The 20793-nt window shown below is 34.2% G+C and carries 12 protein-coding genes; 9 read left to right on the top strand and 3 right to left on the bottom strand.

Features of this window, described 5'->3' with window-relative positions; all coding sequences use genetic code 11:
- The first annotated feature begins 110 nt into the window (after positions 1–110).
- From L0669_RS22085 to L0669_RS22045, 9 genes are all read left to right on the top strand, one after another.
- Positions 111–860 (top strand): DeoR/GlpR family DNA-binding transcription regulator, encoded by a 750-nt coding sequence (locus L0669_RS22085; RefSeq protein WP_173969532.1) that lies wholly within the window; start codon positions 111–113, stop codon positions 858–860.
- Between the two features lie 136 nt (positions 861–996).
- Positions 997–2922, top strand: coding sequence for a glucosamine-6-phosphate deaminase (nagB, locus tag L0669_RS22080; protein ID WP_263759997.1), 1926 nt, complete (start codon positions 997–999; stop codon positions 2920–2922).
- Positions 2923–3149: 227 nt separating this feature from the next.
- A complete protein-coding gene (locus tag L0669_RS22075) occupies positions 3150–6065 on the top strand; it encodes an FAD-binding and (Fe-S)-binding domain-containing protein (protein WP_263759996.1) in 2916 nt (971 codons plus the stop codon).
- A gap of 85 nt (positions 6066–6150) precedes the next feature.
- A complete protein-coding gene (locus L0669_RS22070) occupies positions 6151–6975 on the top strand; it encodes an alpha/beta hydrolase (protein WP_263759995.1) in 825 nt (274 codons plus the stop codon).
- Positions 6976–7375: 400 nt separating this feature from the next.
- Complete coding sequence (locus tag L0669_RS22065) at positions 7376–9211, top strand: outer membrane protein assembly factor BamB family protein (protein ID WP_263759994.1); 1836 nt, start codon at positions 7376–7378, stop codon at positions 9209–9211.
- Between the two features lie 419 nt (positions 9212–9630).
- Entirely contained in the window at positions 9631–11103 is a 1473-nt protein-coding gene (locus tag L0669_RS22060) for a glycoside hydrolase family 10-like protein (protein ID WP_263759993.1), read from the top strand.
- A 22-nt stretch (positions 11104–11125) separates the two neighbouring features.
- Positions 11126–13630 (top strand): beta-N-acetylhexosaminidase, encoded by a 2505-nt coding sequence (locus L0669_RS22055; RefSeq protein WP_263759992.1) that lies wholly within the window; start codon positions 11126–11128, stop codon positions 13628–13630.
- Between the two features lie 5 nt (positions 13631–13635).
- A complete protein-coding gene (locus L0669_RS22050; protein WP_263759991.1) occupies positions 13636–14940 on the top strand; it encodes a serine hydrolase domain-containing protein in 1305 nt (434 codons plus the stop codon).
- A gap of 361 nt (positions 14941–15301) precedes the next feature.
- The gene (locus L0669_RS22045; RefSeq protein ID WP_263759990.1) at positions 15302–16456 is read left to right on the top strand and encodes an exo-beta-N-acetylmuramidase NamZ family protein; all 1155 of its coding nucleotides are present in this window, start codon (positions 15302–15304) and stop codon (positions 16454–16456) included.
- A gap of 87 nt (positions 16457–16543) precedes the next feature.
- Here the strand turns inward: L0669_RS22045 and L0669_RS22040 are convergent, their stop codons facing one another.
- Genes L0669_RS22040 through L0669_RS22030 form a run of 3 tightly spaced genes read right to left on the bottom strand, consistent with a single transcriptional unit; the run spans position 16544 to position 20655 of the window.
- Positions 16544–18559: a BspA family leucine-rich repeat surface protein gene (locus tag L0669_RS22040; protein WP_263759989.1), complete on the bottom strand. Its 2016-nt coding sequence runs from the start codon at positions 18557–18559 to the stop codon at positions 16544–16546.
- Between the two features lie 2 nt (positions 18560–18561).
- Positions 18562–19437 carry a hypothetical protein gene (locus L0669_RS22035; RefSeq protein ID WP_263759988.1) on the bottom strand — a complete coding sequence of 292 codons (876 nt, stop codon included), beginning with the start codon at positions 19435–19437 and terminating at the stop codon, positions 18562–18564.
- A gap of 39 nt (positions 19438–19476) precedes the next feature.
- A complete protein-coding gene (locus L0669_RS22030; RefSeq protein ID WP_263759987.1) occupies positions 19477–20655 on the bottom strand; it encodes a hypothetical protein in 1179 nt (392 codons plus the stop codon).
- Between the last annotated feature and the right edge of the window lie 138 nt (positions 20656–20793).

Below are 20793 nucleotides of genomic sequence, written 5' to 3'. Positions count from 1 at the left end.
CTTTTTATTATTTAATATAAATATGCAAACTGTTGCAGTTTCTTACAAAATGCCTGCTATTCAATTGAAATATTTGATATATTTGTCCTGAATTTTAACTTTTTAAAAAAATGCTGAAAGCCGAGAGACATAAATATATAATGACTAAGCTTATTGAAGAACAGAAAGTTGTCACAACAGATTTAGCTTTGGCTCTGGATTTATCAGAAGATACGATTAGGCGTGATTTGAACGAACTGGACAGTAAAAAGCAACTGGAGAAGGTGTATGGCGGAGCTGTGCAGGTTTCAGAAAAATCAGTTGACGTTTTTAATATTAATATAGCTGCCGAGGAAGAAAAGAAAAAGATCGTGACAAAAGCATTGTCTTTATTACATGACGGACAGGTTATTATAATGAGTGGTGGAAGCACTAATTTAGTTTTTGCAAAGTTGATTCCTTCAGATTTAAAGGCGACAATATATACGTATAGTTTACCAATCGCCATGCAATTATCACAACATCCTAATATCGATTTAATATTTATTGGTGGCAAAATGCAAAAAAATGCAATGGTAACAATAGGTATGGATGTAATTCAGGTTGTGTCTAAAATTAAAGCAGATATTTGTTTTATTGGAGCCAGTAGTATTAATATAAAACAAGGCTTAACCGAGATTGGATATGAGATTTCAATTGTCAAAAAAGCCATGATTGAGGCTTCTGACAGGGTTGTGTCGATGTTTTCTTCAGATAAATTAAATACAAAGATGCCACATGTGGTTTGCGATTTAAATTTATTAGACACTATAGTTACCGAATTGGATCCGGAAGATGCAAGACTTGAAGAATACAGAAAATCAGGTGTTTTTATCTTATAGATTACAATTCAAATAACAATTTTTGCGTTATTTTGCGTTATTTGAATTTTATTTTGTTAAATAACGCAAAATAATGTATTTGTTCTGTTTTTTGTATATATATTTGTTAAAACTAATTTTTTAACTAAGATATATTATGAAAACGAATACTTCTTTGGCTTACGACATACCCGGGAAATTTGAAGAAACCAGATTTGAAAAAAATCATAACGTGATTTTTGAAAATTCTGTTCAGGGTTCAAAAATTGTTGCTCAGGAAATAGCCGAATTAATACGTTCAAAACAAGCAAACAATGAATCTTGTGTTTTAGGACTTGCCACAGGATCTTCACCTATAAAAGTATACGAAGAATTGGTGCGCATGCACAAAGAAGATGGCCTTAGTTTTTACAATGTTATCTCTTTTAATCTGGATGAATATTATCCAATGACCAAAGAGAATCGTCAGAGCTACCATTATTTCATGCATCAATATCTTTTTAATCACATCGATATTAAACCGGAAAATGTAAACATTCCCGACGGAACAGTTGCCATAGAAGAACTGAACCAATATTGTGTAGATTATGAATTGAAAATAAAACAAGCCGGCGGACTTGATTTCCAACTTTTAGGAATTGGTCGTACCGGACACGTAGGTTTCAACGAACCGGGATCGCACATCAATTCAGGAACCAGAATTATTACCTTAGATCATATTACCAGAGTCGATGCTTCATCAGATTTTAATGGTATTGATAACGTTCCTAAAAGAGCGATCACAATGGGAGTTTCTACTATTCTTAGATCAAAAAGAATTGTTCTTATGGCATGGGGACAAAATAAAGCCTCTATTATAAAAAGAACCATTCAGGGCGAAATATCTTCAGATGTTCCTGCTACTTTTTTACAAAATCATACTAATGCAACCTTTGTATTAGACCAATTTTCTGCCTCAGAATTAACACGATTTGAAACACCGTGGTTAGTAGGCGGATGCACCTGGACACAGGAATTAAAAAGCAAAGCAATCGTATGGCTTTGTAAAGAAACCAAACAATCAATTTTAAAATTAACAGACAGAGATTACAATAACAACGGAATGTCCGATCTTTTGGCGCAGGAAGGTTCTGCTTATGATTTGAATATTAATATGTTCAACGTATTGCAGCATACTATCACAGGCTGGCCAGGTGGAAAACCAAATACTGATGATTCTCACCGTCCGGAAAGAGCTACTCCTGCACAAAAACGAGTAATTCTTTTTAGTCCGCATCCTGATGATGACGTGATTTCTATGGGAGGAACTTTTTCTAAATTAATAAAACAAGGTCACGATGTACATGTAGTATATCAAACTTCAGGAAATATTGCGGTTACAGATGATGAAGCTTTAAAATTTGCCGAAGTAGCGAAAGATTTTTTAGGCGATGCTGAAACACAAATCAACTTTAAAGCGGTAATTGATTTTCTAAATAGCAAATCTGAGGACCAAATAGATTCACTTGAAGTTCGAAAATTAAAAGGACTAATCAGAAGAAGAGAATCTTACGCAGCCACAAGATATATTGGATTAAAAGATGAAAACACGCACTTTTTAGACCTTCCGTTTTACGAAACCGGACAGGTAAAGAAAAATCCTTTGGGACCTGAAGATATTGCGATTGTAAAAGATATCATTGCCAAAATAAAACCTCATCAGGTATTTGCAGCCGGAGATTTAGCAGATCCGCACGGAACGCACGAAGTTTGTCTGAATGCGATTTTTGCTGCTATGAAAGAATTAAAACCGGAGAAATATATGGATGATTGCTGGTTATGGTTGTACAGAGGAGCCTGGCACGAATGGGACATTCACGAAATTGATATGGCCGTTCCGCTTTCTCCATCAGAAGTATTGCTAAAACGTAGTGCAATTTTATACCATCAATCTCAAAAAGACCGAGTAATGTTTCAAGGAAATGACTCAAGAGAATTCTGGGTGAGAGCCGAAGACCGTAATAAAAATACGGCCATTTTATATGATGATTTAGGATTGGCAGAATACGAAGCGATCGAAGCTTTTAAACGTTTTGATTATTAATACATCTAATTTTTTTTTAACACATAGAAACATAGATTTAAACAAAAAACAAAAGAGTATTTAAGAAAATTATAATTTTTTCACATACAAACTATGTGTATTTAAATTAGTGAAACGCCTTTTAATAAGTTTCATGGGCTATGTTCCTATGTGTTTAAAAATATTTGCATAATAAAATTAAGGTTACCTATTTCAAATTACCAACCAAAAGCAAACCAACCAATAAAATGTCCAGTCTTCTCCAATTACAGCAATTATCTGATTCATTAGAAGGAACACTTTTTTATGACGAGCTTCATAAAAAGTTATACGCAACTGATGCTTCTGCTTATAGAATTATGCCTCAGGCAGTCGCAATTCCAAAATCAGAAGAAGATATTGTGAAGATCATTCGCTTTGCGTCAAAAAACAAAATTTCTATCACGCCCAGAACTGCCGGAACATCTTTGGCAGGACAAACGGTAGGAAACGGAATAATTGTAGATGTTTCTAAGCATTTTACCAAGATTGTATCTTTTGATGCTGAAAAGAAAACCATAACGGTTCAGCCCGGAGTAATTCGCGATGAACTGAATTTATATCTTAAACCACACGGATTATTTTTTAGTCCAACTACCTCAACAACAAATCGATGTATGATTGGTGGGATGGTAGGAAATAATTCATCCGGAACAACTTCGATACGTTATGGCGTTACCCGAGATAAAATTGTAGAGATAAAAGCGGTTTTGAGTGACGGAAGTACTGCCGTTTTTAAGGATTTGTCTTCGGAGGAATTCATGGAGAAAACCAAAGGAGATTCTTTAGAAAGTAAAATTTATAAAACGATTTACGAGGAACTTTCGAACAAAGAAAATCAGGAAGAAATCAAAAATGAATTTCCGAAACCTGAAATTCACAGACGAAATACAGGTTATGCGATTGATGCATTATTAAGTTCAGAATTATTTTCGGGAACAGAAAACACCATCAATTTAGGAAAACTGCTTTGCGGAAGCGAAGGAACGCTTGCCTTTACTACAGAAATTACTTTAAAAGTAGATGACTTACCGCCAACAAACAATATTATGGTTGTGGCGCATTTTGATACCATTCAGGAAAGTTTAGAAGCAGTTGTTACTGCAATGAAACATCATTTGTATACGTGCGAAATGATGGATGATACGATTTTAGATTGTACCAAAACCAATAGGGAACAGGCTAAAAACCGATTTTTTATTGTGGGAGAACCAAAAGCCGTTATCATGCTCGAAGTAGGATCTCATATTAGTATGGAAGATGCCGAGTTGCAAGCCGATGCTTTGATTAAAGATCTTGAGGATAATAATTTTGGATATGCTTTACCTAAAATTTACGGAGCTGATATTGATAAAGTAAATGATGTTCGAAAAGCAGGTTTAGGACTTTTAGGAAGTATTGTTGGCGATGATAAAGCGGCCGATTCTATTGAAGATACTGCAGTTGAACTAAGTGATCTGCCCAATTATATTGCCGATTTTGCTGCTATGATGGAAAGACACGGACAAAGTGCGATTTATTATGCGCATGCCGGTGCCGGAGAGCTGCATTTGCGTCCGAAGATTAATTTAAAAACAAAAGAAGGATTACACCAGTTTAGGAATATTTCTACGGAAGTGGCTCATTTGGTGAAAAAATACAGAGGTTCGTTAAGCGGTGAACATGGCGACGGAATTTTGCGCGGAGAGTTTTTACCTTTTATGATTGGCGATAAAAACTATGAACTGCTGAAACGAATAAAAAAAGCATTTGATCCTGATACTATTTTGAATGTTGGGAAAATTGTAAATGCTTCTAAAATGGATGAAAATCTTCGTTTTGAAGCAGGAAGAATTGAACCGGAAATAAAAACCATTCAGGATTTTTCAGATAGTATGGGTATTTTGCGTGCTGCCGAAAAATGTAATGGTTCTGGAGATTGCAGAAAATTACCATCGGCAGGAGGGACTCTGTGTCCTAGTTACCGCGCTACCCGAAATGAAAAAGATACTACTCGCGCCAGAGCTAATGCGTTGAGAGAATATCTGACACATTCAGAAAAAGATAACAAATTCGATCACGAAGAATTGTATAAAGTATTTGAGTTGTGTGTAAGTTGTAAAGCCTGCGCCAGTGAATGTCCGAGTAATGTAGATGTGGCGACTTTAAAATCGGAATTTTTGTACCAATACCAAAAAGCAAACGGATTTTCTGTTCGAAATAAAATCTTTGCTTTCAATTCAAAACTAAATAAGTTAGGAAGTATAGCGCCTTCTATGACCAATTTTGTTGCCAATTTGCCTTTGATTAAAAAAAGTATGGGTATTGCTCCTAAAAGACAAGTTCCTTTATTGGCACCAACAACTTTTAGAAAATGGTACGAAAAAAATAAAAAAACGACTCTAAATACTTCTTTCGAAAACGGAAAAGTCTATCTTTTTTGTGATGAGTTTACCAATTATTATGATGTTTCGGTAGGGATTGATGCTTATGAATTACTGACGAAAATAGGTTACGAAGTAATTGTAATAGATCATGAAGAAAGCGGAAGAGCTTTTATATCTAAAGGTTTTCTGGAAGAAGCGCAGGATATTGCCAATAAAAATGTCGCAATTTTTAAGGATTTAATTTCAGAAAATATTCCGTTAGTTGGTATCGAACCATCGGCAATATTGACTTTTAGAGACGAATATATTCGATTGGCTTATGATAAAGATAATGCCGAAAAATTATCTAAAAATACATTTACAATTGAAGAATTCTTTAAAAGAGAAATTACAAAAGGAAAAATTCATTCTGGACAATTTTCGGATGTGGAGAAAACAATAAAAATTCACGGGCATTGTCATCAAAAGTCCTTAAGTACTGTCGAAGCTTCGTTTGCAATGCTGAATTTACCTAAAAATAGTTCGGTTACCATTTATAATTCAGGTTGTTGTGGTATGGCGGGATCATTTGGTTACGAAAAAGAGCATTATGAAATTAGTATGCAAATGGGCGAAGATACCTTGTTTCCAAAAATTCGTACCACCGATGCTGCAACAGCAATTGCTGCTGCAGGAACAAGTTGCAGACATCAGATTTTTGACGGAACGAATAGAAAAGCAATGCATCCGGTAACCATCTTAAGAGATTGTTTGAGATGATTTTAGGAATTTTAAATGAAGCTTAAATTTCTTAATGGTAAAACATAAAGAACTTATTTTTACATAATTATTAAAATGAAATATTATGAAAAAACCAATCTGTTTAGTACTGTTATTTTTTATCTTTTTTTCTGCAAAAGCAGCTAAAATAGACACTTTGCAAGTTTTTAGCGCTGCAATGAATAAGAATATAAAAACTTGTGTTATAACTCCGGACAGTTATAAAAAAAGCAATAAAAAATTTCCGGTTGTTTATATGCTTCATGGCTTTAGCGGTAATTATGCCACTTGGGTAAAAAGCTTTAAACACGTTGGCGAACAGGTTGATAAATATGGTTTTATAGCAATAGGTGTTGACGGAAATTTTTCAAGTTGGTATTTTGATAGTCCGATAGATCCGGCGTTTCAATACGAAACTTATGTGGTTAATGAATTAGTTCCTTTTATTGAGAAAAAATACAAAACGATTGCAAGTCGAGAAGGCCGTGCCATATCAGGTCTAAGTATGGGCGGACACGGGGCTTTGTATTTATCATTCAAACATCAGGATGTATTTGGAGCAGCAGGAAGCATGAGTGGAGGAGTCGATATTCGTCCGTTTCCTGAAAATTGGGACATAAAAAAACGTTTGGGTCCGATAACAGAATTTCCTGAAAACTGGGAGAAAAATACCATTACGAATATGCTCGATTTAGTAAAAGACAATAAGCTAAAATTGATTATCGATTGTGGAGTGGATGATTTTTTTATGGATGTAAACCGCGAGCTTCACAAGAAAATGCTGGCATTAAAAATAAATCACGATTATATAGAACGCCCGGGACAACATAACATTGAATACTGGGAGAATTCATTAAAATTTCAGTTATTATTTTTTGATATTTTTTTCAGGGAGAATAAATTGAAATAAAGAATTATGTGTTGCGTTTCGCACTTAGCAATACATAAATATTGGTTTGGTTACCTATCCTAACAGGTTTTTTAAACCTGTTAGGTTTTATTTAGCCACAGATTAAAAAGTTTTTTTGCCACGAATTGCACGAATTGTCACGAATTAAATCTGTTGGATCTGCTAAATCTGCGAGATAAAAAGTTAGCCACTCCCGATAGCTATCGGGATAAAGGATTATAATGAATTTTTTTCGCCGCGAATTATCACGAATTAAATCTGCTTGATTTGCGTGAAAAAAGAATATATAGATTGAAAGAAAGCTTTGCGAACATTGCGTAAACCCTTGCGTTCTTTGCGGTTAATCTAACACAACGCTACCATAATAAAGTTTATTTAAAAATAAATTAAATACAACCCAATGAAATATCTATTTTCAAGAATACTATTCATTTTTATAATAGCATCCGGTTTTTCTCAAACAGAAAAATCAGAGATTATAAAATTTGTACAACTTACAGATTTGCATGTTTCTGTGGGGAATGAAAATGATTTTTTATTACAGAATATTATAAAAGAAATCAATAATTCTGATTTTGAATTTGTGGTTGTAACCGGAGATTTAACCAATCGTGGCGCCGATGATGAACTCAAACAAGTACATTCGATTCTTTCTGAGTTGAAAATTCCGTATTACGTAATTTCAGGAAATCATGAAACGAATTGGAGCGAAAGTGCAGGTCTGACTTATAAAAAAATATTTGGCGAGGATCGGTTTGTATTTTCAAAAGGAGAATATCTTTTTATAGGTTTTCCGTGTGGACCTTATATGAAAATGGGAGATGGTTTTGTAAAACACGAAGATGTACTTTGGCTGGATAAAACCTTAAAAGACAGCCTTAAAAACAACAATAAAAAAGTATTGAATTTTGCTCATTATCCGTTAGATAACAGCGTGAGTAATTATAAAGAAGTGCTTTCGGTTTTAGAAAAATATCCAACTGTTGCAAGTTTCTGCGGTCACGGACATACTTTAAAAAAATATGATTTCTCTGGTTTGAGCGGAGTTATGGGAGCTTCGATAACTTCAAGAGACGGAAAAACTAAAAGTTATAATCAGGTAATTATCAATAAAGATAGTATTAGTATTTATCAGAAGGAAATTGATAAAGCGGGCGTTTTTAAATTTTCTATACCAACGAAACCTTCAAAAATCGAAATTCCAAAAGATACTTTCGATACTGGTTTTGCTCCATTTGTAAAAGATGTTGCTTCTGTTTATAGTCTTCCGGCATTCGATAAAAAAAATCTTTATTTCACGAATTCTATAGGAGAAATACAATCTGTAAACTTAAATAATAAAGCTCTAAACTGGAAAACAGCCACCGGAAACGCGATTTATTTCTCACCTGCAATTGTAAAAAATAATTTAGTTATTGGTACCATCGAAGGAAATCTTTTAGGATTTGATACACAATCCGGCAAACAAAAATGGGCAATTCCGGTTGGCGGAGTTTTGGTAGGTTCGCCAATTGTCGAAAATAATAAACTTTATACGGCTAGTTCTACTGCATTTATTTGTATTGATGCAGTTAGTGGTAAAATAATTTGGCAGAATAAAATACCGCAATCTTATTCGCAGGGAACTCCGTTATTGCAAGGCGATAAAATTATTTTTGGTACTTGGGATACGAATGTTTATTGCCTGAATAAAAATACGGGAACGCTTATCTGGAAATGGAATAATGGCAACAATAAACAGGTTTTATATTCTGCGGGAAATGTAAATATCGTTGCCTCAAAAAAGCGACTTTATTTTGTTAGTCCGGAGCGTTTTTTAACGATTTTGGATATCGAAACGGGTAAAACGCTTTTGCGAACTTCAAAATGGAAAGTAAGAGAATCGATGGGGAAAAGTCAGGACGGAAAATGGTTTTATGCCAAAACAATGAATGGCGAACTTTTAAGATTACCTCTTAATGATGATCTTGAATTAACGGAGGAAAATCTAATGGCTCAAAGTAAGGTTTTAGATCTAAAATTAGATTACGAGCATAATCCTGCGCCAATAGTAGAAAACAATAATAAAATATACATAGGAAGCCGAAAAGGAGAAGTGGTGATTGTTGATGCTTCTGGATTTGAAATTACAAAACAAGTTAATTTAGGAAGTTCCAGCGTAAATGGATTCAGGATTGACGATCAGGGAAAAGTTTGGACATCGCTTATTGAAGGCGGTATTTATTTATTAGAGTAGTTATGTAGTTAGTTATCCTAACAGGTTTTTAAAACCTGTTAGGTATTTTTCTTAGCCACAGATTATCAGGATTAAAATGATTTTTTCGCCACGAATAACACGAATATTCACGAATTGAATCTGCCGAATCTGCGAGAGAAAAAAATTCCAAAAATTACTGAGTTAAAGAATAAAATGAATTATTTAGAAATGATGATTATTTACAATTATTCCGTCTAGTTTGTCATTTCGACGAAGGAGAAATCCTCGCAAGAAACTCGACAACGATCGGCTTTTAGGAATGGAGCTGCTTACGAGGATTTCTCCTTCGTCGAAATGACAATATTGAGTAAAACTTTGCTCGAATAGGTATCGGGATTACGATTTAATTCTCTGCCAAAAAACACAAAAACTATATTAACTAACCAAAAATAGTACTTATGAAAAGTTTAAAATTTTTAATTCTGATACTGCTGTTTCAAACCAATATCTTCAGTCAGCAATCTGCAAAAAGAGAAATGCGTGCTGCGTGGATATCTACAGTAGACAATATCGACTGGCCATCGAAACCGGGCTTGTCTGATAAGGAAATGAAATCTGAAATGATCACGATTTTGGATAATTTACGATCTTATAATCTGAATACAGTTGTTTTTCAAATTCGTCCAACGGCCGATGCGTATTACAAATCGACAAAGGAACCGGCTTCGCATTGGATAACCGGAACTCAGGGAGTGGCTCCGGGTTTTGATCCGTTGCAATTAATGATTGATGAGGCTGGAAAACGCGGAATGAGCGTGCATGTGTGGCTTAATCCGTATCGCGTACAAAAAGATACGACGAATGAAGTGCTTTCAAAAAATCATTTGTTTTTTAAAAAGCCTGAACTGTTTCTTACCTACGGGAAAACGAGATATTTTAATCCGGGTTATAAGGAAACGAGAGATTTTGTAGCTTCTGTTGTGGGCGAAATAGTTCGAAATTATAATATTCAGGCCATTCATATGGATGATTATTTTTATCCTTATAAAATTGCAGGACAAGAGTTTCCTGATCAGGCGGCTTTCGCCAAAGAGCCTCGCCAGTTTAAGGATAAAGATGATTGGAGAAGAGATAATGTCGATTTGATCATTAAACAAATACGAGATACAATAATTGCCAATAAGCCAGATGTTGAATTTGGAATTTCACCTTTTGGTGTATGGAGAAATATTGCCAAAGATTCGCAAGGTTCTAACACGGTGGCCGGAGCTACAAATTATGATGATTTGTATGCTAATATTTTGAAATGGCAAAAAGAAAACTGGATTGATTATGTTACGCCTCAATTGTATTGGCACATAGGTTTTGACAGGGCTAATTTTGAGGTTTTGGCAAAATGGTGGGCAGCACACAAATACGGAGCAAATGTTTATATAGGTCATGGGGTTTATAAACTTTCGAAAACGGCCAAAGAGGTAGAATGGAGAAGTTCGGATCAGATTGTGAAGCAAATAGAAATGGTGCGATCAATGCCTTTGCTTGATGGTTCGATGCATTTTACGGCAACTAATTTCCTGAAAAAAGGAGATACGCTGCGAAAACCTCTTATGGAAAAACAATATAAATACATCGCATTAACGCCGGAAGCTAACAGAGTTACGAGAGTAAAACCTCAACCACCGGTAAATGCTTCGATGGTTCAAAAAGGAGGTATTGCAGTGCTGACATGGAAAGCGGGTGTAAACAATCAGAAATATGTGATTTACAGATTTCCGAAATCAAAAATAACCGATTTCTCTAATCCGGAGAATATTTATTACGTAACCACATCAACAAAATTAGAAGTTCCGAATGCTAATTTGCAAAAATACACCTATGCCATCACCGCTTTGAGTAATACCCAAACAGAGAGTAGTCCGATACAATTTTAATACAATAAAAAAGCAAAATAAGATGAAAAAACGAATTTTACTAATGGCTATTTTTCTGAGTTCCCTGAATGTATTACAGGCTCAGCAACTGGATATAATACCGAAGCCTGTAAAAATAGAACAGAAAGATAAAGCCTTTATAATTCCTTCATCAATAAAAATTGTTGTTGATAAAAAAATAGAACAAAGCACGATTTATATTGCAAGTAATTTTTTTAAAAATACCGGAATTAACGCCGCAGTTGTTACGGGAAGTAAACAAGATAAAAACGCAATAGCACTTTTGGTAGACGAGAAAATAAGTCTTCCAAACGATGGTTATTTATTAACTGTAAATAAAAAAGGAGTTATTGTAAAAGGAAAAACGGCAAACGGAGTTTTAAATGGTTTTCAGACTTTAATGCAAATATGTACTGCAAAAGAGGTTAAAAAAGGAACAATTCCGTTTGTGAAAATTGAAGATTATCCTCGTTTTGAATGGCGCGGAATGATGCTTGATTGCTCAAGACAATTTTTTGATAAACAAACGGTTGAAAATTATATCGATTGGTTGGCCGCACATAAAATGAATGTTTTTCATTGGCATCTTACGGATGATAATGGCTGGAGAGCCGAGATAAAATCGATGCCGGATTTAACAGCAAAAGGTGCCTGGAGAGGACCCGGAGAAGTATTATTACCATCTTACGGATCAGGAAACAAACGTTATGGAGGTTTCTATACTCAGGAAGATATGAAAGAAGTGGTGGCGTATGCATCTGCAAGAGGTATTGCTGTAATGCCCGAAATTGAGATTCCGGGACATTCGCGTGCGGTAACGGCAGCGTATCCGGAGATTGGTTGCGCTATAACGCAGGAACTTAAAAGTGTTCAGGGTGAGGTAAAAAATGTTTGGTGTGTAGGACGTGAAGAAAACTACCAAATTTTAGATTCGATCATTAGAGAAGTTTCAGGACTTTTTCCTTTTGAATATATTCAAATTGCAGGAGACGAAGTAAATCGTGCCAACTGGGAGCATTGTCCAAAATGCCAGGCTTTGATGGCAAAGGAGGGATTTACAGATAGTTTTCAACTTCAGAATTATTTCTTTAGAAGAGTTCAAACCATTGTCGATAAATATCATAAAAAAACAAATGGCTGGAATGAAATTTTAAAGGGTGGAGAAGTAAATCCAAATACTTTAATTAGTGCTTGGCAGGGAATAAGTTACGGAATTGAGTCGGCTAAAAGAGGTCATGAAACGATTATGATGCCGGGGCAATATACTTATTTTGATATGGCACAATCTGAAAATGAGCGTGGTCATCGCTGGGCAGCCATTACAGATACCAAAAGAGCGTATTCGTTTGAGCCAATTCCTAATGATGATTTAACGCCAGAACAACAAAAACTAATAAAAGGTGTTCAGGGGGCTTTATGGAGTGAATATCTGGATCGTCCGACCCGATTCATGGAATATCAAAGTTATCCAAGAATCAGTGCTTTATCTGAAATTGGATGGTCGAAAAAAGAAGACAAAAACTGGGACGATTTTTATGGAAGATTAACGCACAGTCATTTACAGCGTCTGGCTAATATGGGAATTGCTTTTAGGGATTTTCCGCCAACGGCCATTTACAAAAGCGGAACTATTACGGTAACTCCGCCTTATGAAGGAGCTGTTGTTCGTTATGATACGCAGGGAAATGAGCCTACAAGACAATCGGCATTATATACAAGTCCAATTCAGACAAAGGATTACGAGCAATATATGTTCCGTACTTTTTTTAATGAAGAAATTGCAAGTCCTGCTGTAAAAGTGGAGAAATTACCGGTAGCAAACTGGAATACTTCTAAAATTGAGGTTTTAAATATTTCAGAAGATATTTCAGAACATGTTGATAAAAGCGGGATTTGGTACCTTACTTTTGACCCAACAACTGACGGAAGCACAAGTGGAAATATTAAATCAGTTTCAATTTTTGAAAATGATAAACTAATCCAGACGTATGCAGATGAAAAAGCTTTAAAATCAAAGCCTCGTTTGCGATTTGTTATTGAAAATTACAACGAAAAAAATAAGTATCGTTTGGAATTTATTGTTGATAATAAAGAAACAAAACAATCTTCAGCTAAAGTAAATTTCAATTGTTCGCCTTATCTGGAACCAGAGGTAAAAGTAACCTCATCAATGGCCGAGAATCCTAAATTTCCTATTTCAAAATTAGAAGATTATAATATAGAAACGTATTTACGTACCGATGTTGCGTGTGCAAATGGCGACTGGATTTTGTACACTTTTACTAATCCTGTTGTTTCTTCAAAAATTGATGTATTAACGGGGATTCCGCATCATCCGAGATTTATTGTGAATGATGGCCATGTTGAATATTCATACAACGGTATTGATTTTGAAAAAGGAGATAGTTTTGATTACGGAAATGCTTCTATTTATCCGAAACAACCTGTAAAAGCGGTAAAAATCATGATTACTGCCACTAACAATGAACCTTTGATGGCTGCTCAGGATTTAAGAATTAATCCATAAAAAAAATGAAAAAAACAGGAGTTAGAATCGTACTTGTCTTTTTGATCTTTTTGGGGATTAGTTGCCATTCCCTTAAAAATTCAAAAAAGTCTTTTGATACAAAGCAAAATGAAGTTTTCATCGATTCGATGATGAATAATGCCCTGGGGAAAGGATTTTTTCCAGGAGCGCAAATTATTGTTGGTAGTAAGGATTCTGTTTTTATTTTGAAGAATTATGGCTATCATGATTATTCGAAAAAAGAATTAGTAAAAACAGAGGACGTGTACGATCTGGCTTCTATGTCTAAAGTTTTAGGAGCAACCCTTGTAACCATGCGTTTGGTGGGTGAGGATAAAATAAAACTCACAGATCAAGTTGGCGAAATTGTTCCTTTTTACAAAAATACGGCTATTGCCAATTTGACTCTTTTCGAATTATTAACGCATACATCAGGATTAATGCCAAGCATTACTTTTTACCAAAGTTTACTTTCTACGCCTGATGGTTCGCCTTTGTTAAGCAATGAGCAATCTGAAAATTATCCTGATTTGTTTGATACCATGTACGTAAATAAGAATATTGTTTACGATGCTAATTTTCTTTCGTTTACACCAAAAGAAAATTGGGTTCAGGTTTATAAAAACATGTGGCTGAATCCGGATTTTTATAAAACGGTTTATGATAGAATTGCTGTGGCCAATACGCATCCGCGTGGTAAATATTTGTATAGTGATCTCAATTTGCTTTTAGTGAAACAAATGATAGAAACTAAAACAGGAGAAAAATTAGATCAGTTGACAAATGAAATTTATAGCGAATTAGGAATTTCAAAAATAGGGTATAATCCTTTAAAGTGGACTTCGGAGCAAAATGTAATGCCAACAGAATTGGATAATTTCTTTAGAAAAGATACTATCAAAGGTTATGTGCACGATGAAGCAGCAGCTATTTTTGGTGGCGTTTCGGGCAATGCAGGTTTATTTGCTAATGCAGAATCGATCTCGGTTATCTGTCAGATGTTGCTTAATAATGGAAAGTATAACGGAAAACAAATTTTAAAAGCTAAAGTCGTAAAAGAGTTTACAGATTCTCCGCTTACAAAAGAAGGCATCTACCGCGGACTTGGTTTTGATAAACGAAAACCGGATGAATTTTATAAGAAAAATGATTTCGGGCATACGGGTTTTACAGGAACTTTTTTCTTTATGAATCCTGATGATAACAGGTTTTTAATTATTTTGACGAATCGCGTAAACCCAACCAGAACGAATAGATTAATGTATAAAGATGATTTTAGTGCTAAAATTTGGAGGCAAATTAATGAGTAAAAATAGTTCGCCACTAATTACACTAATTTCCACGAATTTAATTTGCGAGTGAAAAATTTAGCCACAGATTAAAGGATTAGAATGATTTTGTTTCAGGCAGATTTTGCGGATTCTGGCAGATTTAATTTGAATTATATTCTGTGTTGATTTGCTGAATCGAGCGAAAAAATTAGCCACAGATTAGAGGATTAAAATGATTTTGTTTCACGCAGATTTTGCGGATTCTGGCAGATTTAATGTGAATTTTATAATCTGTGTTGATCAGCTTAAATCTGTAAAATCTGTGTAAAAAAACTAAGCGTAAACCAAATAAAGAAATCTTTTTTAATCCTCTAATCTGTGGCAAAAAAAACTAAATTATATGAAAAAACTAATTATAATAGGCATATTGATCACGACAGTATCTTTTGCACAAAAAATAAAAACTGGAGCCGAAAATTATACCGCTTATTTGCCTTTGCTAAAAGGAAAAACAATTGGGATTGTAACCAATCAAACCGGAATTATCGATACGAAAACTCATTTGGTTGATTTTTTGGTTCAGAAAAATATCAAGATCAAAACGATTTTTGCACCGGAACACGGTTTTAGAGGTACTGCCGATGCAGGAGAGCATGTGTCTGACGAAATTGATTCAAAAACAGGTTTGTCGATTACTTCTCTTTATGGAAAAAACAATAAACCAACGCCTGAACAATTAAAAGGGATTGATATCATGGTTTTTGATTTGCAGGATGTAGGAACGCGTTTGTATACTTATGTTTCTACAATGCACAGAATTATGGAGGCTTGCGCTGAAAATAATGTTCCGCTGATTGTGCTGGATCGTCCGAATCCGAATATTGGGATTGTAGACGGACCAGTTTTGGATATTGCTTTTAAAAGTGGAATCGGAATGCATCCAACGCCTTTACTTCATGGAATGACTTTGGGGGAAGAAGCCAAAATGATCAATGGACAAAAATGGCTGAAAGATGGAGTTCAATGTAAACTAACCGTTATTCCGTGTCTCAATTATACCAGAAATATGGCGTATAGTTTACCTGTTCGTCCTTCGCCAAACTTGCCTAACGATCAATCGATTAATTTATATGTGAGTTTGTGTCTTTTTGAAGGAACGAATGTAAGCATGGGACGCGGAACGGAAAAACAATTTCAGATTTACGGATCGCCTTATTTACCTAAAAGTGATTTTGCTTTTACTCCGAAACCGAATTTTGGAGACAAAGATCCGTTGTACAATGGAGTAGAATGTAATGGCGAAGATTTATCGGCAATCCCAAGAATTAATAAGTTAGAGATTAAATGGCTAATAAAAGCTTATCAAATTACAGCAGACAAATCGAAATTTTTTGATAAAAGAAAATTCTCTATTCGCGCCGGAAATGAAAAACTGCAACAGCAAATCGAAGCTGAAATCTCAGAACAGGAAATAAGAAACAGCTGGAAAGAAGGTTTGCAGGATTTTAAGAAAATGAGGAAGGAGTATTTGATTTATAGAGAGAGTAAGGTTTAGAAAATTTTGGAAAAAAATATTACAATAAAAGGGAATAGTATAAAACTATTCCCTTTTTATGGAATTGGTTGTGATAATTTTTTCTGCTTATATTCCTCCGTCTTGTATAATCCAATTATTTGGAGAAGATGCTAGAATTGCTTTTCCTGCACTTGAGGCAGAGGTTGGCTTTGCACCATTAAAATTTATGCGAATTGAGGGTTTAACAGGTCTTGTGCTCCATCCATTATAAATAGCATCCAGATTAGCACGTGAGAAAGTCAGAGCAGTTTTATTTTGCATGAAGTATGAAAAGTTTGTTACATTTGAAATATTCCAGTTTCCAATATTTTGATCAAATGCGGTAGCACCTGAAAACATTGAAACCATATTTTGCGCATTAGAAACATTCCAAGAACCGATATTTTGATTAAATGAGGTTGCGTCTAAAAACATATTCTGGAATAAAGTAACATTTGAAACATCCCAGGAACTGATGTCCTGATTGAAAGAAATGGCACCTTGAAACATTGAGTTCATCAAATTTGCCCTTGTCACATTCCAACTTCCAATAGGTTGATTAAATAGTTTGGCTCCTAAAAAAAGTAGAGCCATATTTATTACTCCCGTAGTTTTAAAATTCCAATTATTAATACTATTGCTTCCTCCATTGTTAAAAACTTGAGCATTTCCAAACATAAGGTTGAATGTATCGCCTTTTGAAATATTCCAATTTCCAATATCTTGATTAAATGCGATTGCATCTTGAAACATACTTGCAAAATTTGTTACGTTATTAGTGTTCCAGTTTCCTATAGGTTTATTAAATGAAGAAGTATTGCTAAACATTGCCGCCATAGTGTTTACGCTGGACGTATTCCATCCACTAATATCTTGATTAAATGCGGTGGCACCATTAAACATAGTAGACATATTGTTTACGTTGTACGTATTCCAGTCATTAATATCTTGATTAAATGCGGTGGCACCATTAAACATATTAGACATATTGTTTACGTTGTACGTATTCCAGCCACTAATATCTTGATTAAAATTCAAGGCATTATTAAACATATAAGACATATTATTGCATGATGACGTATCCCATAAGCCAATATTTTTATTAAATGCAGTGCCTTTAAACATATAAGACATATTAATAACTTTTGATGTATTCCATTCTCCAAGATCTTGGTTAAACGTTGTAGCATTACCAAACATATTATACATATTAGTACACGAAGAAGTATTCCATTTACTAATATCTTGGTTAAATGTTGTGGCGACCTGAAACATAGTTGACATATTTTTTGATTTTGAAACATCCCAATTGCCAATAGGTTGATTAAAAGCTGTTGCACCGCTGAACATCACAGACATATTAGTACAAGAAGAAGTATCCCATTTACCAATATCTTGATTGAATGCTCTAGCGGACTGAAACATTACACTCATATCTGTGACTTTTGAAGTATTCCAATTTCCAATATTTTGGTTAAATAATGTAGCGCCATTAAACATACCACTCATACTAACACACAATGATGTGTCCCATTTATCAATATTTTGATTGAATAATGAACAGTTACTGAACACAAACATCATATTGCCTATTTTTGAAACATCCCATTCATTAAGTTTATTAATTGTTGTTATTGCTGTACAACCAGTAAACATGGCATAAAAAGAATTAAAACCAGAAGTTTGGAGAACATCCTCAACATCTATCAATGTTAGGTTCGAGCACATATAAAAACAGCCTATTACGCTGGTCATTGGCAGCCCTAATTGAATACTTCCCCATTTTTGTATAGATAATATTTTTAATCTGTCACCCGAGTTATTATAGAATGACCATCCCTTACATTTACCTAGAATAGTTATTGTATATGTTCCAGGTACACTATAGGTATGTATTGCGGATGCATAATTTGTAATAACAGATGAAGTTCCATCACCCCAATCTATATTAAAATCATAACTACCATTTGATATCAATGGTAGTTTTATCTGATTATTAGCAGTAGAACCACTAGTAATGTTATCCGTTTTCCATGTAGAAATAAAAGGTTTATAAGTTAATTTATTTCGTCCAAAAACTGTATTTTGTAATAAGCCACTCATGATTATACTCCTAATAATAAAATGCCATTTGTATTGCCTCTTTTTGTAAATGTGAAAATTTGTTTTTCGGCAGTTACAGCTGGTATTCCAAATAACCAAGTGTGTGGAGCAGTAATTGCCCATGTTATACTTACTCCGGGTAATGTGATTCCATTAAAAATAAAGCTCTCTTGTAATGAAGCGGGAACAGTAATTGTACAATTGGTAGTAAAGAATACTGTTTTGCCATGCCAGTCAGACTGAATAGATTGACTTGTGCTTACTTCTACTTGGTTAGAAATGTCTTGTTTTGATAAATCAATATTTCCGGTCCCAAGGATAGATTCTCCATTTATAGTTTTAAAATTATTAGATGTAACTAAAGTTCCGCTTGTTGATGGAAAATTTAAATCTAAATCAGTCTGTACATCTGTATTAAAACGAATAGTTTTATTCGAATCATTTGTTCCTATTGCCAATTGATTAGGTGCAGTTGTATATACTGTTCCTCCTGCAGCTCCTAATATAATAGCTCTCGGGTATTGATTTCCAGCTCCTGCATAATAACCCAAAGCAGTAACCATTTCTTGTATCGTTCCGTTACCTGCATTTTTACCAATAAAAGTTGATTTGCGACTTAGACCAGCCATACCGCCAGATCCTAATTGAACCGCATCTTCACTTTCTGCTCCAACAAAAATCTGCATGCCTTCGTCACCGTTACCAATCCACATGTTTTTTGTTGCATAATTACCTGCCTCCAAAACAGATTGTAAATCTTGCTTACCTGGCATGGTTTCGCTGAATTCTAACTCTCCTTTTTCGTTTGTTACTAAAATTTTACCTGGATCATCTGTTTCTAAGTCAGATACTTTTATTCTGTTGTGATTTGTGTTCATTTTTGTGGTATTATTTGGTTAACGTAATTATTTGTTTTTTTAAGTAGTTTCTATATATTTTATTTTAGATAAATCATAACATTTTACATAAACTTTTAGATAGTAATCATCTAATACCGGTTGATTAAATGTGTAAACTAATACCCCATTCAAGTACAAATACATTATTCCAGATACAGCTCTAAATTCAGGAATCCAATCCCTAGAATCAAATAAATTTGCTGGACCTGTATACAAAAAATCATTAGCATTATCCATTAAACTATAATATTCTAAATGTACTCTTCCTGAACTCTCTTCCGAAAAAGCTGTAGAAAAAACCTTTGTATTATCTGATACTTTATGTAATGAAAATTGAGCCTCCCTGTATAATTGATAAGCAGGCCCTAAAGGAGTTCTGCTACATTGATATCCAATTCTATAATTTTTAGTTTTATCAAAAACTTTACTCCAAACAGCAGTACCTAAAGAATTCCACGTCTGAGTAAAGACTTTATCGTTATCAACATTTATCGGCTCTGTTAGTGTCCACTCAGAAGTTAACGGTTTAAATACTGTGCCTAAAACTATTATCAATACATTCTCGAAAGTAGTTGAAAGTCCATTGTTTAAAGTAATACCGAACGAACCTTCTTCACTTCCGCTAGTAACATTGGCATGCACTTCGTTATCACTTTTAAACTTTAGATAATTAACAGTTTGACCTTGAATTACTACTGTCATATTTGGAGTAAAAAACGAGCCTTTTAAAATAATGTTTCCGGTTGTATTTGGTAAAAAAATATAAGGTAGAATTTCAGTTAGATATGGCGCAGGATAAGTGGGAGATATAGGTAAAGAATATAATTTTAAATTGCCACTTGCATCCGTACTTAAAACTTTATTAATGGATAATTGTCCATCACTTCTTGTTGACGGATAACTTCCAAGTTTTAAATTAGAACTATTAAGATCAGGAATAGAATTTGCTAGATCTTGTGCTGTACCTTGAAAACCACCTTTATCTGTTTTGTTATTTACTAAATCTTTTAGAATTTTACCCTGTCTCGCATCTAGTGCTTTACCTTCCTGATCATAATCTAACGCATTATAATTATCAACTTTGATGTTTTTTGTGGCTATAAATTCTAATTCACCTTTTGAATTTGTAACTAAAATTTTATCTGGATCATCTGTTTCTAAATCAGATACTTTTATTCTATTATAATTTGTACTCATTTTTGTGGTATTATTTGGTTAACGTAATTATTTGTTATTTTTTGTTGTTAAGATATCAGATCTGTAAATAGTTAAATTCATTTTAAAATGTACAATTATCCGATAATCCTCTTAGCAAGTTTTTAGAAAAAAAACTTA

Origin of the sequence: Flavobacterium bizetiae (assembly GCF_024271895.1) — a bacterium.
In the GTDB taxonomy this organism is placed as follows: domain Bacteria; phylum Bacteroidota; class Bacteroidia; order Flavobacteriales; family Flavobacteriaceae; genus Flavobacterium; species Flavobacterium bizetiae.
The sequence above is the reverse complement of the archived record's forward strand: the minus strand, read 5'-3'. Positions and strand labels throughout refer to the sequence as shown.